This is a genomic window from Georgfuchsia toluolica (assembly GCF_907163265.1).
GTDB classification, from domain to species: Bacteria; Pseudomonadota; Gammaproteobacteria; order Burkholderiales; family Rhodocyclaceae; genus Georgfuchsia; species Georgfuchsia toluolica.
The window spans coordinates 2,689,312-2,704,051 of sequence record NZ_CAJQUM010000001.1 but is presented as its reverse complement, the minus strand read 5'-3'; the positions used below and the strand labels follow the sequence as shown (position 1 = coordinate 2,704,051).

Below are 14,740 nucleotides of genomic sequence, written 5' to 3'. Positions count from 1 at the left end.
GAGGAAACAACCATGGATTTCGACCAAGCCAGATACACCATGATCAGGCAGCAGATTATCGGCTGGAAGGTGCTGGAGCCGAATGTGGTCGGTTGCCTGTTCGCGGTCAAGCGCGAACAGTTCGTCCCGGCTCCTCATCGCAACTTGGCTTTTGCCGAAATACAGATCCCGCTGGGTCATGGCGAGTGCATGTTGATGCCCGGCGTCGAGGCAAGGATCGCCAATGCCCTGCGCCTGAAAGCAAGCGATCGCGTGCTCGAAATCGGCACTGGCTCCGGCTATATGGCGGCGCTGCTCGCGGCCAGGGCGCAGCAGGTCGATAGCATCGAAATCGTTCCCGAACTGGTCGAAACCGCGCGCGCCAATCTGGCCAGCGCCCGGATCGCCAATGTCACGGTAAAGGCGGGCAACGGCCTCGACCCTGCGACGATCCATGGCAACTACGATGCCATCGTGCTCTCCGGTTCGCTGCCGCTGCTGCCGCAGCACATCAGCGCTCATCTCAATATTGGCGGCCGCATGATCGCGATCGTCGGCGAGGGAGTCAACATGGAAGTGCAGTTGATCGTGCGCGACAGCGAGTCGTCATATACCACCACCTGCCTGTTCGAAACTGTCGCTCCGCCGCTGCATAACGTTCTGCAACGCAGCGCGTTTGTCCTCTAGTCCCGAAACTGACGGCAGGCGAAGCCACCGGAGTCACTTGATGAAAAAAACGCTCGGCCTCCTTATCGCCCTGGCACTGGCACCGGCAGCGGCGCCAGCCGCGGATCTGCTTGGACTCTACAACGAGGCCAAGGGCTATGACGCACAGTTTGCCGCGGCACGCGCCTCGCTCGATGCGGGACGCGAACGCCTGCCGCAGGGACGTGCCGGACTGCTGCCCACGGTCGGCGCGTCAGCCAATACGGTATGGAATGAAACCAACACCACGCCCAAGAATCCCGTACCCGGGGTCTCGATCGGTCGCGCTGATTACAACACCCATGGCTGGGCCGTGAATCTGACCCAGCCGCTGTTTCGCTGGCAGAACTGGGTGAATTACACCCAAGCGGAACTCGCCGTGGCGATCGCCGAAGCGCAATTCACCCAGGCCGCGCAGGACTTGATCGTGCGCGTAGCGCAGGCTTATTTCGACGTCTTGCAGGCGCAGGAAGTGCTGGCCAGCACGCAGGCGCAAAGGAAGGCGATTGCCGAGCAACTGGAATCGGCCAAGCGCAACTTCGAAGTCGGCACCTCGACCATCGTCGATACGCACGAAGCGCAGGCGCGCTACGACCTCGCCGATGCGCAGTTGATCGCCGCGGAGAGCGATCTTTCGATCAAGCGCCAGGTATTGCGCACCGTGGTCGGCAAGGAGCATGAAGACCTCAAGTCGCTCAAGACGGGCGTTGACATACCCCAGCCGCAACCCGAAGACATCAACCAGTGGACCAAGCAGGCCGAAACCGCCAATATCGGCGTGCAATTGGCCGAGAGCAGCAACGAGATCGCCGATCAGGAAATCTCCAAACAGCGCGCGGGACACTTCCCGACACTTGACGCGGTGGCTTCGCGCAGCAGCAACTCCTTCGGCAATCAGCCTTTTTTCGGCGGTTATGACAACACGGCGACCACGCTGGGCCTGCAACTGCAGATCCCGATTTTTGCGGGCGGCTATACGGCGTCCAAAAACAGCGAAGCCGTCGCCCTGCATCAAAAATCCTTGGCCGATCTCGAAGCGGCGCGCCGTGGCGCGGCACTGCAGGCACGTCAGGCCTACCTCGGCGTGACCTCGGGCCTGGCACAGGTCAAGGCGCTCGAAGCCGCGCAGGTGTCGTCGCAGTCGGCGCTGGATTCCAACAAGCTCGGCTACGAAGTCGGCGTGCGCATCAACATCGACGTATTGAATTCGCAGAGCCAGTACTACGACACGCGGCAGAAGCTGATGAAGGCGCGGCTCGACACCCTGCTCGCGCAACTCAAGCTCAAGGCCGCGGCGGGCAATCTGACTGAGGCTGATCTGAAGGCGGTCAACGCGCTGCTGGACTGAGTCCGTTCGCCCTGAGCTTGTCGAAGGGCAACCCATAAGCATTCACCGTTCGTGGTGAGCCTGTCGAACCACTCGTCATTGCGAGGAGGCGTAGCCGACGCAGCAATCCATTACGATTTCGTCATTCCCGCGCAGGCGGGAATCCAGAGGTTTTCTTATATCCGTTCGGTCTGAGCTTGTCGAAGACGCGAACGGCATCATTGAGGTTGCCGGGACTCGCCCCGGCGGGCGAGGTACTTTCTTGCTGCACGGCAAGAAAGTACCCAAAGAATCGTGCCCCGCTGCACCGGCCCTTCGGGCTATCCTCGCTGCGAAAGACTCGCCGGGCCGGCATCGCAAACTCGCCTACGGCTTCGGACAGCGACGCCGGACTTCTCCCGGCAATCCTTTCTCCGCTCGGCGGTGCAGAGGGGGTTGGAGTGCCATCTTGGCGCTCATGCGATATAAGTACAGCGTCGAAACCAAAATCACACTGACCCCTTTGATTCTTGACCGAGAGGTTAGGCATTAGCGTCATGATCGTTCCAGCCACATGACTCGCACAAACTTACGTAGGGTGGATCTCGCTCTAGATCCGGCTCATAGATTGCAACGATGCGGTATGACCCACATGTGGGGCATGCCTCAGGTGAGCCCGCCTCAGCATGCATGACCATAAGACTGACCATTCCCAAGAGGTTGGAAGTTGCCTCAAGTGCCAGATGCGCCTCGTGTAAGGCAGCCTTTGACGTATGAGTCAGCCAGTTAACAAGCTGCCACGTCTCTTTGGCGGTTATCTTTATGTAGCTACGTATATGTTCGTTACGAGAACCTAAAGCAAAGTGCTGCGCGATCAGCGCAGACCAACCAACAAAATCGGCGGCTTTAGGTGGTTCTGTGCCTTGAGGAACTGTGATGCCCTTCTGCAATGACTTTGCGAGGCTGATAAGAGTCTCTCGGCACCGCATGCCAACGGCCTGAAAGTCTTCCGACTCGCGAGCAAGATCGATGGCATCGGTTGCGGTTTCCCATCGGCGCCACGTTGAACGTAGGCGATCTCCACGAGACGGCGGTGCACTTTTTGCGCTGCGGGCTGCGACTCGCGCCGTGACTCCAACATGAAACGACAGCGTGTAATCGAGCGATGGGAACTCGTGCTGCGAGTAGAGATTAGTGGGGCCTGTGATAACCCACCAGCGCCCGGGCTCGTCTGTGTGAACGTCCCAGACAACGTGCTCGGTTCCAAAAACAACCTCGGATTTAAGGCGCTCCAAGTGCACAACCTTGTATGTTGTTTCCGCACCCTTATTCACCTGCCATTCGACGTACTCCGCAATTTCCTGTCGCTGGTGATCTGGTTCCGGTAGCACGACCTGCCGAATAGCGGCGATTGAAGGCGGTTTAGGAATCGTGCAAGGCGTCTTCTTTGGCATAAGGGAATCCAAAGGGGTCAGAGTAAATTAAATTCCCGGCAGCATAACGTTTCTGACATGGCAAGTCGATCACCTACAGACAACCCCCTCTGCGCCGCCGAGCGGAGGAAGGATTGCTGGGAGAAGTCCGGCGTCGCTGTCCGAAGCCGCAGGCAAGTTTGCGGCGCCCGCCCGGCGAGCCTTTCGCAGCGAGGGTAGCCCGAAGGGCCGGTGTAGCGGGGCACGATTCTTTGGGTACTTTCTTGCCGTGCAGCAAGAAAGTACCCCGCCTGCCGGGGCGAGTCCCGGCAATCTCAATGATGCCGTTCATGTTTCGACAAGCTCAACATGAACGGACAACAAGTAAGCCACTGAATTCCCGCCTGCGCGGGAATGACTGAGAAAATTACCGAGGATGATTGCCTTGCAGTATGGTGGCAATCCATTCCATCGTGCGCGCGGTCGCCCCGCGATGCGCGCCAGCGAAGGCCAGCGCGTTTTGCTCCATCTGTTTTCGCAGTTGCGTGTTTTCCAACAGTGTTGCAGCGGCAGCGATCATTTCGTCGGCATTTCCCACACGGCGGCAGGCCCTGGCGGCGACCGCATCGTCTGCCGCACGCGCAAAATTGAAGGTCGACGGCCCGATCAGTACCGGACGCCCGACGGCGCAGGGTTCTATCAGGTTTTGCCCGCCATGGTCGATCAGGCTGCCGCCGACGAAGGCCACGTCGCAAGCGGCGTAGTAGGCGAACATCTCGCCCATGCTGTCGCCGAGCCAGACCTGGGTGTCGGCTTCAATTCCGTGATCGCTGGAACGACGCTGCAACTTGAGGCGATGCATGCCGACCAGTCCCGCTACATCTTCGACGCGCTGCGGATGGCGCGGCACTATGACAAGTAAAACATCGGGAAGCGGGGACCGCATCCATGCATCCAGAATCAGCGCCTCTTCGCCTTCACGGGTGCTGGCGCAGAGCAGGACACAACGCGTACCGATCATTTGACGAAAACTTGCGCCGAGTTCGAGTTGCCCAGGTGGTGGCATGATATCGAACTTGAGGTTGCCGAGAACGGCGACATTTTGCGCACCGAGTGCCGCAAGACGCCGTGCATCGCTGTCCGTTTGCGCGGCGACGCCGGCCAGATTGTTGAGCGCTTCGTGCGTCAGTGCGGCAAAACAGGCATAGCGGCGCGCGGACTTTTCCGAGAGCCGGCCATTGACCAGCATCAACGGAACGCGCCGCGCCTTGCATTCGGCAATCACATTGGGCCACAGCTCGGTTTCCATGATGAGACCGAACTCGGGGCGCCAGTGATCGAGAAAACGCTTCACCGTGCCGGGAAAATCGTAGGCGAGATAAATGCGTTCCACCGTATCGCCGAACAGCTCGATGCCGGTCTGGCGGCCGGTCGGCGTCGTTTGCGTGAGCAGGATGCGATGCGCGGGATATTTTTCGCGCAACGCCTTGATCAGCGGCTGCGCGGCGCGGGTTTCGCCGACCGATACGGCGTGGATCCAGATCACCGGCCGATTCGCCGGCCGGGTGTAATGAGCGAAGCGCTCGTCCCAATGGCGCAGATACTCCGTTTGCCTGCGGCTGCGCCAGAGCAGATGCAGCAGGGCCCACGGTAGCAGCAACCAGAGCAATAACGTATAGAGGCGCCGTGTCATCGCAGCAAGCCGCGTGCGGTGGCGATGACTTCAGCGACAGTTGGTGGTGCGCCGTTGCGGCCGAGATTGATGGCCGCATTTGCCAACATGTCTCCGGCATGGGCGCCGGTAAGTTCGGGGGCGGAGCCGGAAAAAATTGCCAGCGTGGGTTTGTTCAAGGCAGCGGCGAGATGGGTGAGCCCGGTATCGAGGCCGATCACGATTTGTGCGCCCGCCATCAGGCCGGCGAGTTCGGCAATGCCGAGCGGCGGCACGGCGCGGGCGCCCGGCATCTGCGCCGCCAGACGCTGCGCGCGTTCCCGTTCCGCGGCGCTGCCCGCGGGCAGAATGACGGAGACATTCAAGGCTTTTGCCAGGGCAACCCAATAGGACTCGGGCCACAGTTTGTCGGCGCGCGAAGTGCCGGTCAGCAGCACGGCGTAAGGCCGGGCGGGCAACCAACTCGTGGCAAGGGGCGGCGCGGCGATGCCATAGTCGAGCGGCGTATTCAATGTGTAGTCAAACGCCGCCGCGGCCAGCCGGCGATTGCGTCCGATGGCATGGGCGTTTTTTGCGATCATGAAGCCGGCATCGTAGAAACGCGCGGCCAGGGGTTCGCGCGCCGTTGCGGCATCAAAGCCGAGGCGGCGGCCATGCGCCGCCAGTTGTGCCTGGCGCGCAATCAGCGCACTCTTGATCAGGCCCTGGGTATCGAGTACGACATCGTAGGCGTCATGGCGCAACCCGCGCCTGAATGCCGCCATTTCGCGCCAGGTGGCGGCCGTGAAAAGCCGCTTGCGCCAGCGCCGCAGCGCCACGGGAATGACGCGATGCACGCCGGGATGCAGGCGCGGAATATCGGCAAAGGCTTCTTCGACCACCCAGTCGATGACGGCGCCGGGATAGTGGCGCTGGATGTCGGTCACCACCGGCAGGTTATGGACGACATCACCGAGCGACGAAGTCTTGACGAGGAGAGCGTGCATGTACCGGTAGAATCGCGGAATTGTTAGGGTCTGCTCTTGTTCAGGCGACGTGTGCGAACGCGGCGAATCTGGTGCAGGGCAAGGCGCGAGGAGAGCAATTTGGTATTCCAAATAAACGACGAGCAACGCCGCCATGCGGCAGATTCGCCCGTTCCCTTCGGGTTGCGGCAAAATGCGGCGTCTGCGGCGTTGTCGGGTTTGCCAAGGGGGATGACCACTGCCTGCACCCTCCGCCTTGCATCCATCCGCATTTTGCCAGCAACGCATCGCGCCGACTGAACAAGAACAGACCTTGGGATTATAGCCGCCGATGCCTGCTCGCTCGCCTCTCACCGCTGTCCTCATCACGCTCAACGCCGCCATGCAACTGGAGGCCTGCCTGCGCTCGCTGGCTTTTTGCGACGAGATCGTGATCGTCGATTCCGGCAGCAGCGACAGTACGCTGGATATCGCCGCGCAATACGGCGCCAAAGTCATTGGTTCGGAATGGCTCGGCTTCGGCCCGCAAAAGCAGTTCGCGGTGACGCAGGCAAAGAACGATTGGGTGCTGTGCATCGATGCCGATGAGCGCGTCAGCGAGGAGTTGGCGAAGAATATTGCCGCGACGCTCGCGGCTCCGGAGTTGCGCGTTTATAAATTCGCGCGCCGCAACCGCTTCATGGGCCGCTACCTGCGCCATGGCGAGGGCTATCCGGACTGGAGTCTGCGTCTGTTCCATCGCGGCGATGCGCGCTGGTCGGATGATGCCGTGCACGAAAAGGTGCTGACCGATATACCGGTCGGCACATTGCGCGGTGACCTGCTGCACGATTCGGCCGAATCGCTTGACCACTATCTGGCCAAGCAAAATCGTTACACGACGCTGGCGGCACAGGAAGCTCTGGCGCGCGGCAAACGCGCTTCAGCCAGCAAGCTGCTGCTTTCGCCGCTGCTGCGCTTCATCAAGTTTTATTTCCTGCGCCGGGGCTTCCTCGACGGTCTGCCGGGATTGGTGCACATCCTCATCGGCTGCCAGAACAGCTTTGCCAAGTACGCGAAAATGCTGGCCATTCAAGCCAACTCAGCAAAATCTCCGCCGTGAAAATCCTTGTTACCGGCGCCGCCGGGTTTAGTTCCGGCATAACGTCCGCTTGGCGGACATTAGCCTTCTCTGAAACCGGCACAAAACAATGAAGATATTGGTTACTGGTTGTGCCGGTTTTATCGGCATGCACGTCTGCGAGCGCCTGCTCGCGCGCGGCGATGAGGTAGTCGGCATCGACAACCTCAACGACTACTATGACGTTTCGCTCAAGGAAGCGCGCCTGGCGCGACTGACACCCAACGCGGCGTTCCATTTCCATAAGCTCGACATTGCCGACCGTTCCGGCATGGCGGAATTCTTCGCGCAGGAAAAGCTGCAACGCGTTGTGCATCTTGCCGCCCAGGCCGGCGTGCGCTATTCGCTGAAAAATCCATATGCCTATGTGGACAGCAATCTGGTCGGCTTCGTCAATGTTCTCGAAGGCTGCCGTCACGCCCACGTCGGGCATTTTGTCTTCGCCAGCAGCTCCAGCGTCTATGGCGGCAACACCCGGATGCCCTTTTCCGAGCACGACAACGTCGATCACCCGGTCAGCCTCTACGCCGCGACCAAGAAGGCCAACGAGCTGATGGCCCACACCTACAGTCATCTCCACGGCCTGCCGACGACCGGCCTGCGCTTCTTCACCGTCTATGGCCCGTGGGGCCGGCCCGACATGTCTCCGATGCTGTTTGCCAAGGCCATCCTCGAAGGCCAGCCGATCGACGTGTTCAACCACGGCAGGATGCAGCGCGATTTCACCTATATCGACGACATCGTCGAAGGCGTGATTCGCGTGCTCGACAAACCGCCGCTTGCCAGCCCTGGCTTTGACAAGAACAATCCCGACCCCGCGAGCAGCTGGGCGCCCTATCGGCTGTTTAATATTGGCAACCACCAGCCGGTGGAATTGATGACTTATATCGAGACCCTGGAAAAAGCCCTGGGCAAGACCGCGCAAAAAAACTTCCTGCCCTTGCAGGAGGGTGACGTGCCGGCGACTCATGCCGATACGGAAGCACTGCGCAGCTGGTCCGGCTTTGCACCGGCCACCACGCTCAGCGAAGGAATCGGCCGCTTTGTAGAGTGGTATCGGCGCTACTACCAGCAGTGACAAGGAACGGAGAACAAGCGCTCGCAGCCGGCGCTTGCCGTCCGGCTCATGGCGGCAATGCAAGGGGTGTTCTCGCCGGCCTCGTTGGGCCGGTATTTTGGCAAGGATGACAATCTGGTACTGTTGGTCTTGGGCGAAATGTGTGCGGTTCATTCAGTAACTTCGACCTGGTGGCCGAAGGCGCCGATGCCAATGCATTTCGCTTATCCAACCGTTAAACAAAGTGATACTTCAAACTTGAACACGCGAGTCAATCGATGCTGAGCAGTCCGCAGCCGGAAGTGGTGGATGCGGTGGTGATCGGGGCCGGGGTAATCGGCCTGGCCTGCGCGCGGGCGCTCTCCAGTGCCGGCCTGGAAACGCTGATACTTGAGCAGCATGATGCCTTCGGCACCGAAACCAGCACACGCAACAGCGAGGTCATCCACGCCGGCATCTATTACCCCGAGGGATCGCGCAAGGCCCGCCTGTGCGTGTCGGGCAGGAAGCGCCTCTATGCGTTCTGCGAGACGCACGGCGTGAGCCATCGCCGTTGCGGCAAGCTGATCGTGGCCAATTCCCCCGCACAGGAGATTGCGCTGCTGAAGATATTTCACCACGCGCAAGCCAACGGCGTCGCCGATATACGATTGCTGACGCGGGCCGAGGCCGCCGCCCTGGAGCCACAACTGAAGTGCGCCGCGGCGCTGCTCTCGCCAGCGACTGGAATCATCGACAGCCATGGCTTGATGCTAGCCCTGCTCGGGGATGCCGAACATTGCGGCGCCATGCTGGCGACGAACAGCCCGGCGCTTTCGGCTTGCGTGCGGGAGGATGGAAAAATCGGGCTGAATGTCGGTGGCGCAGCGCCGATGAAAGTCGCGGCGAAGATGGCGGTCAATGCAGCGGGGCTGCATGCGCAGAAATTTGCCGCGGCCTTCGAGGGATTTCCGGCGGACCGGATTCCCCCTGTTCATTATGCAAAGGGCAATTATTTTTCACTGTCGGGACGCTCACCCTTTTCGCGGCTGGTGTATCCGGTGCCCGAACCCGGCGGGCTGGGCGTTCATTTCACGCTCGATCTGGCCGGCCAGGGCCGCTTCGGCCCCGATGTCGAGTGGGTTGATGCGCTGTCGTACGAGGTTGATGCCGGGCGCTGCCAGCGCTTTTATGGCGCGGTGCGGAAGTATTGGCCCGGGCTGGCGGACGGCTCCTTGCAACCCGCATACTCAGGCATCCGGCCCAAGCTGTCGGGTCCGGGAGCGCCTGATGGCGATTTTGTCATCCAGGGCCATGATGCGCACGGCATTCGCGGATTGGTCAATCTGTTCGGCATCGAATCTCCCGGCCTGACTTCCTGCCTCGCCATCGCGGCGGAAGTTTGCGCATTGTTGGGAATCGAGGAGGCCTGCGGCGGCGAGTGACGATGATGTGCGGGGATTTATCGTAGACTGCAGTCACCATGGCAACTTACGCAATCGGCGACATTCAGGGTTGTTTCGATGCCCTCATTCAATTGCTCGACAAGACGGGCTTCAATGCGACGCGAGATCGCCTGTGGCTGGTCGGCGATCTCGTCAATCGCGGCCCGCAATCGCTTGAGGTGTTGCGCTATGTGAAGGGCCTCGGCGACGCCGCCCAGGTGGTGCTCGGCAATCACGACTTGCATCTGGTCATGCGGGCGGAAGGCCAGGGCCGCGCCAGCAGCGAAGATACGCTGGATGCTGTGCTCGCCGCCGCTGATCGCGATGAATTGCTGAAGTGGCTGCGCAGTCGTCCGCTGTTTCACCAGGAGGACGAATATGCGATGGTTCATGCCGGCCTTCTGCCGCAATGGTCGATTGCGCGCAGCAATGAACTCGGCGCTGAAGTTCAGGCCGCGCTGATGGCGGCAAACTATCGCGAATTTCTTGCCCACATGTGGGGCAGCGAGCCCAATGCCTGGCGCGAGGAGCTGCGCGGTTGGGAGCGGCTGCGCGTGATCGTGAACGCGATGACGCGCATGCGCTTCTGCACGCCGGAAGGCGTCATGGAATTTCAGGTCAAGGGTCCGCCGGTCCAGGCACCGGCGGGATTCCTGCCCTGGTATGCCTTGCTGCATCGCGCCGGCATAACGCATACGGTCATCTGCGGTCACTGGTCGGCACTCGGCTTTTATCGCGAAGCCAATCTGCTGGCGCTCGATTCCGGCTGTCTTTGGGGTGGCCCGCTGACGGCAGTACGACTCGAAGACCGCCGCGTGTTTCAACTGCAATGCGAGCCAGCGCCGGGTATCAATTTAGTCCACTGATCCGGTGACTTGAGAGAGGGGGCGTCACGGCCGCCGTGTTTAGCGCGACTAAAAAGTTGTACGAGCCTCAGGCTGTCTTCCTACCAAAGTGAACTGCCGAATGCTGCCGCATAACGGCTCGCGATGTCATCGCGCGTCAGCTTGTGGTTCTGTCCGCCGCGATGCGCGATTTTGATCGAGCCCATCAGTGACGCGAGGCGCCCGGTCTTGCCCCATTCCCATCCGCGTACGATGCCGTAAAGCAGCCCGGAGCGGTAAGCGTCGCCGCAACCAGTGGGATCGAGCAGCGCTTCAGGTTTAACGCTCGGAATGTCGATACGATGGCCGCCCGTGTAGATGTGCGAACCCTCCCCGCCCAGCGTCACGATCAGCGCCTCGACCATTTGCGCCAGTTCTCTCAGCGTCTTGCCGGTGCGGTCGCAGATCAGTTTCGCTTCATAGTCATTGACCGTGCAGTAGTCGGCGAGTTTCAGAAAATTGAGCAGTTCTTCGCCACTGAACATCGGCAATCCCTGGCCGGGATCAAAAATGAAAGGAATCCCTGCCGCGTGGAATTCGGCGGCATGGTTGAGCATGCCCTCGCGGCCATCGGGCGCGACGATGCCGAGGCGCACGTCCTTTGCATCAGGAATGCGATTCCGGTGCGAGAAGCTCATGGCGCCGGGATGGAAGGCGGTGATCTGGTTGTCGTCGATGTCGGTCGTGATGAAAGCCTGCGCGGTGAAACTGTTTTCCACCTGACATACGTAACGGGCATCGAAACCGAGTTGCTTGAGCCGGAGCATATACGGCCCCGAGTCGTCGCCGATGGTGGCCATGATCAGCGCTTCACCGCCGAGCAGCTTGAGGTTGTAGGCGATATTGCCGGCACAGCCGCCGAATTCGCGGCGCATCTCCGGCACCAGAAAAGCGACGTTGAGGATATGAATCTGCTCCGGCAGGATGTGGTTCTTGAAACGATCGGGAAATACCATGATGGTGTCGTAGGCCAGGGAGCCGCAAATCAATGTTTTCACTATGCAGTCTTTCTCGTCAAGGATAGAAAACGTACAACCGATAGCCTACCGCGGGCAGGTCGCCGACATCGAGCGGCAGGGCGACTGCGATCTCGCCATTGGCGGGAAATCCCGCCTCGATCGGCTGACCTTTATCCTTGTCCCTGGGCAGGTAGTCGCCTGCCGCGAAATGCTTGACTGCCAGCGTGTGGTCGGCGACATCGGTCAGCGTAAGTTCGAGCAACGGCCATTCCTGCGCGTACGCCGCCTTGCTGCGCAGCGTGGCGGTGAGCGTCAAATGACCGGGATGTTGCGGCTCGGGGTGCAGATCGGAAGTATCAATGCCCAGGGTGTCGATGCTGCGCGGACGCGGCACTTCGCAATGCAGCGGCTTGCACGCTGCTTGCAGCGCCGAGCGCCAATCGGGACGCAATACCGCAAGCTCGACGCGGTAATAATATGTCGCCTGGGTCAGCAGGCCGAGTACGGCAATCATGCTGCCGAGCGCCCACGGCCAGCGCCGTACCTTTGCCGTGGCTTCGTCCTGCAACGGCTCGGCCGGATAAACCTCAGGCTGGGCGTCGGTTTTCGCTGCATGCTTCCGTGCCGGCTCGACTACCTTGTTATCAGTCCATGTTTCGGCTTCACCGATCCAGATATCGAATACGTCGCCGGTTTCTTCCCGCGACGTCGGCATGGGCGAAATTTCCGCAGGGGGGCTGGGCGGTTCGTCCAGCAGCGTTTCGAGGGCATTGAAGACGAAGTTGCACTGCCCGCAACGTACCGTGCCAGCCCGAGCCTTGAGTTGTGCGGGCGTAACCCGGAAATGCGTAGCGCAGCTTGGGCAGCAGGTAAGCATCAGTCCTTGCTTCCTTCGAGTCGACACCAGCCTTCTCTCACAGCACCAACTCGCAACTGAATATAGGGTGCGTAAGCCTCGATCACCTGTTGTGCCTGACTCTCCAGCACACCCGAAAGCGCAAGACGGCCGCCGGGCGCGACACGGCCGGCGAGCAACGGCGCCAGTACGCAGAGCGGATTGGTCAGGATGTTGGCAACGACGAGGCCGAAGGTCTCTGTCAGGGCCTTGCTCGAATGGCGCAGATCGATCATGACCGCATTTTGCACTGCATTGCCTTGTGCCGCGGCGATGGCCTGCTCGTCGATTTCGATGCCGACCACCTGGCTCGCGCCGAGCTTCGCGCCCGCGATGGCAAGAATTCCCGAGCCGCAGCCGTAATCGAGCAGCGTGTCGCCCGGCTTAACGGTATTGAGCAGCCATTCGAGACAAAGACGTGTCGTTGGATGTGAGCCTGTCCCGAATGCCATCCCTGGATCGAGTTGCAGAATGCAACTCGATCCAGGGGGATCATCAATGGACCTACCCCCTGTCCCCCTCCCCATGAAAGGGGGCGATGAAGCTGGCTCGCTGCGCTCGATTTGAGGCGCGAATTTCTCCATGTGCCACGAAGGAACGATCCAGAGCCGATCGCTGATCTTGATCGGCTCGAACTGCGCCTGGGTCAATTGCACCCAGTTTTCTTCGGCAACATCTTCCAGCTCCATGTCGGGCAGATCATCAAGGCCGACTTCATGCGCCGCCGCCGCGACAATGCCAATCAGGTCATGAGCCGGTTCGAACAGTGCTACGATCTTGCTGTTGGCCCAGAGCGGCGTGGCAGGACTGCCCGGTTCGCCGAACTGCGGCGTTTCGCGCTCGGTACCCGCATCGGCGTCCTCGACACTGACCGACAGCGCGCCGCGCTCCAGCAGTGCTTCAGACAGCGCCTCGGCGAGTTCGGCGCGAGTTCGTATCGACACATTGACCCACACGCTGGCACGGCCTCACTTGCTTCGCGCTGCTTGATGCTCGGCGATCCGCTCTTCCAGGTAGTGAATGCTGGTACCGCCCTGCACGAAGCGCTCATCGAGCATCAGGCGCTGATGCAGCAGAATATTGGTCTTGATGCCATCGACCATCATTTCGGACAACGCGATACGCATGCGGCGAATGGCCTGTTCGCGCGTATCGCCATAAACAATCACCTTGCCGATCATCGAATCATAATTCGGCGGCACGGTATAACCCGTGTAGGCATGCGAATCGACGCGCACCCCAGGTCCTCCCGGCGCATGCCAGTTGCTGATCTTTCCCGGCGACGGAGTGAACTTGAAGGGGTCCTCGGCATTGATGCGGCACTCGATGGCATGGCCCTTGAGTTCAATGTCGCGTTGCCGGAAACGCAGTCTTTCACCGGCAGCGATGCGGATCTGCGCCTGCACGATATCGATGCCGGTCACCAGTTCGGTCACCGGATGTTCGACCTGCACGCGCGTATTCATTTCGATGAAGTAGAACTCGCCGTTCTCGTAAAGGAACTCGAAAGTACCCGCGCCAAGGTACTTGATGCGGCGGCAGGCCTCGGCGCAACGTTCGCCGATTCTCGCGATCAGACGGCGGTTGATGTCCGGCGCAGGCGCCTCTTCAATCACCTTCTGATGGCGGCGCTGCATCGAGCAGTCACGCTCGCCGAGGTAAACAGCATTGCCGAACTGATCAGTGAGCACCTGGATTTCGATGTGGCGCGGATTTTCGAGGTATTTCTCCATGTACACCATCGGATTGCCGAAGGCCGCGCCCGCTTCCGTGCGCGTCATGGTCACGGCGTTGTGAAGCGCGGCCTCGGTATGCACCACGCGCATGCCGCGGCCGCCGCCGCCAGCGGCAGCTTTGATAATGACTGGATAACCAATGGCGCGCGCAATCCTGGTAATTTCCTTGGGGTCTTCGGGCAGCGCTCCTTCGGAGCCAGGCACGCAGGGCACGCCGGCCTCCTTCATGGTGTTCTTGGCATTGACCTTGTCGCCCATGAGGCGGATGGTCTCGGCGCGCGGGCCGATAAAGACAAAACCGGATTTTTCCACGCGCTCGGCGAAATCGGCGTTTTCCGAAAGAAAGCCGTAACCGGGATGGATCGCCTGCGCATCGGTAACTTCGGCAGCCGAGATGATGGCGGGAATGTTGAGATAGCTTTGCACCGAAGGGGGCGGGCCGATGCATACCGATTCATCGGCAAGCCTGACGTACTTGGCTTCGGTGTCGGTGGTGGAATGCACGGCTACCGTCTTGATGCCCATCTCGCGGCAGGCGCGCAGTACTCGGAGGGCGATTTCGCCGCGGTTGGCGATGAGAACTTTATCGAACATGGATTACTCCGCGGCGCAATCGCCCTTGCGGC

Annotated in this window: 13 protein-coding genes; 6 read left to right on the top strand and 7 right to left on the bottom strand. The window is 60.6% G+C overall.

Annotation, left to right across the window (positions count from 1 at the left end):
• Positions 1-12: 12 nt before the first annotated feature.
• Together K5E80_RS12830 and K5E80_RS12825 are read left to right on the top strand one after the other, a co-directional pair.
• Complete coding sequence (locus tag K5E80_RS12830) at positions 13-666, top strand: protein-L-isoaspartate O-methyltransferase family protein (RefSeq protein ID WP_220636526.1); 654 nt, start codon at positions 13-15, stop codon at positions 664-666.
• A gap of 40 nt (positions 667-706) precedes the next feature.
• Positions 707-2,032 carry a TolC family outer membrane protein gene (locus K5E80_RS12825; protein WP_220636525.1) on the top strand — a complete coding sequence of 442 codons (1,326 nt, stop codon included), beginning with the start codon at positions 707-709 and terminating at the stop codon, positions 2,030-2,032.
• Positions 2,033-2,532: 500 nt separating this feature from the next.
• Here the strand turns inward: K5E80_RS12825 and K5E80_RS12820 are convergent, their stop codons facing one another.
• The 3 genes from K5E80_RS12820 to waaC all read right to left on the bottom strand — a co-directional run bounded on the left by K5E80_RS12820 (position 2,533) and on the right by waaC (position 6,060).
• Positions 2,533-3,444: a hypothetical protein gene (locus K5E80_RS12820; RefSeq protein ID WP_220636524.1), complete on the bottom strand. Its 912-nt coding sequence runs from the start codon at positions 3,442-3,444 to the stop codon at positions 2,533-2,535.
• Between the two features lie 385 nt (positions 3,445-3,829).
• A complete protein-coding gene (gene waaA / locus K5E80_RS12815) occupies positions 3,830-5,095 on the bottom strand; it encodes a lipid IV(A) 3-deoxy-D-manno-octulosonic acid transferase (RefSeq protein ID WP_220636523.1) in 1,266 nt (421 codons plus the stop codon).
• On the bottom strand, positions 5,092-6,060 hold the full coding sequence (gene waaC / locus K5E80_RS12810; protein WP_220636522.1) for a lipopolysaccharide heptosyltransferase I: 969 nt from the start codon (positions 6,058-6,060) through the stop codon (positions 5,092-5,094). Before waaC ends, waaA begins: the two co-directional genes overlap by 4 nt.
• A 310-nt stretch (positions 6,061-6,370) precedes the next feature.
• On the opposite strand from waaC, the gene K5E80_RS12805 reads away from it, so the two are divergent.
• The 4 genes from K5E80_RS12805 to K5E80_RS12790 all read left to right on the top strand — a co-directional run bounded on the left by K5E80_RS12805 (position 6,371) and on the right by K5E80_RS12790 (position 10,506).
• The gene (locus K5E80_RS12805; protein WP_220636521.1) at positions 6,371-7,141 is read left to right on the top strand and encodes a glycosyltransferase family 2 protein; all 771 of its coding nucleotides are present in this window, start codon (positions 6,371-6,373) and stop codon (positions 7,139-7,141) included.
• A gap of 88 nt (positions 7,142-7,229) precedes the next feature.
• Positions 7,230-8,237 carry an NAD-dependent epimerase gene (locus tag K5E80_RS12800; protein WP_220636520.1) on the top strand — a complete coding sequence of 336 codons (1,008 nt, stop codon included), beginning with the start codon at positions 7,230-7,232 and terminating at the stop codon, positions 8,235-8,237.
• Between the two features lie 257 nt (positions 8,238-8,494).
• Positions 8,495-9,640 carry an NAD(P)/FAD-dependent oxidoreductase gene (locus K5E80_RS12795; RefSeq protein ID WP_220636519.1) on the top strand — a complete coding sequence of 382 codons (1,146 nt, stop codon included), beginning with the start codon at positions 8,495-8,497 and terminating at the stop codon, positions 9,638-9,640.
• A 38-nt stretch (positions 9,641-9,678) separates the two neighbouring features.
• Positions 9,679-10,506, top strand: a complete 828-nt coding sequence (locus tag K5E80_RS12790; protein WP_220636518.1) for a symmetrical bis(5'-nucleosyl)-tetraphosphatase — start codon at positions 9,679-9,681, stop codon at positions 10,504-10,506.
• 80 nt (positions 10,507-10,586) lie between these two features.
• Here the strand turns inward: K5E80_RS12790 and K5E80_RS12785 are convergent, their stop codons facing one another.
• Genes K5E80_RS12785 through accC form a run of 4 tightly spaced genes read right to left on the bottom strand, consistent with a single transcriptional unit; the run spans position 10,587 to position 14,708 of the window.
• Positions 10,587-11,522, bottom strand: a complete 936-nt coding sequence (locus K5E80_RS12785) for a carbohydrate kinase family protein (RefSeq protein WP_220636517.1) — start codon at positions 11,520-11,522, stop codon at positions 10,587-10,589.
• A gap of 16 nt (positions 11,523-11,538) precedes the next feature.
• Positions 11,539-12,360 (bottom strand): DUF3426 domain-containing protein, encoded by an 822-nt coding sequence (locus K5E80_RS12780; RefSeq protein ID WP_220636516.1) that lies wholly within the window; start codon positions 12,358-12,360, stop codon positions 11,539-11,541.
• Positions 12,360-13,322, bottom strand: a complete 963-nt coding sequence (locus K5E80_RS12775) for a 50S ribosomal protein L11 methyltransferase (protein WP_246590981.1) — start codon at positions 13,320-13,322, stop codon at positions 12,360-12,362. Before K5E80_RS12775 ends, K5E80_RS12780 begins: the two co-directional genes overlap by 1 nt.
• A gap of 24 nt (positions 13,323-13,346) precedes the next feature.
• Positions 13,347-14,708, bottom strand: a complete 1,362-nt coding sequence (accC, locus tag K5E80_RS12770) for an acetyl-CoA carboxylase biotin carboxylase subunit (RefSeq protein WP_220636514.1) — start codon at positions 14,706-14,708, stop codon at positions 13,347-13,349.
• Positions 14,709-14,740: the final 32 nt, after the last annotated feature.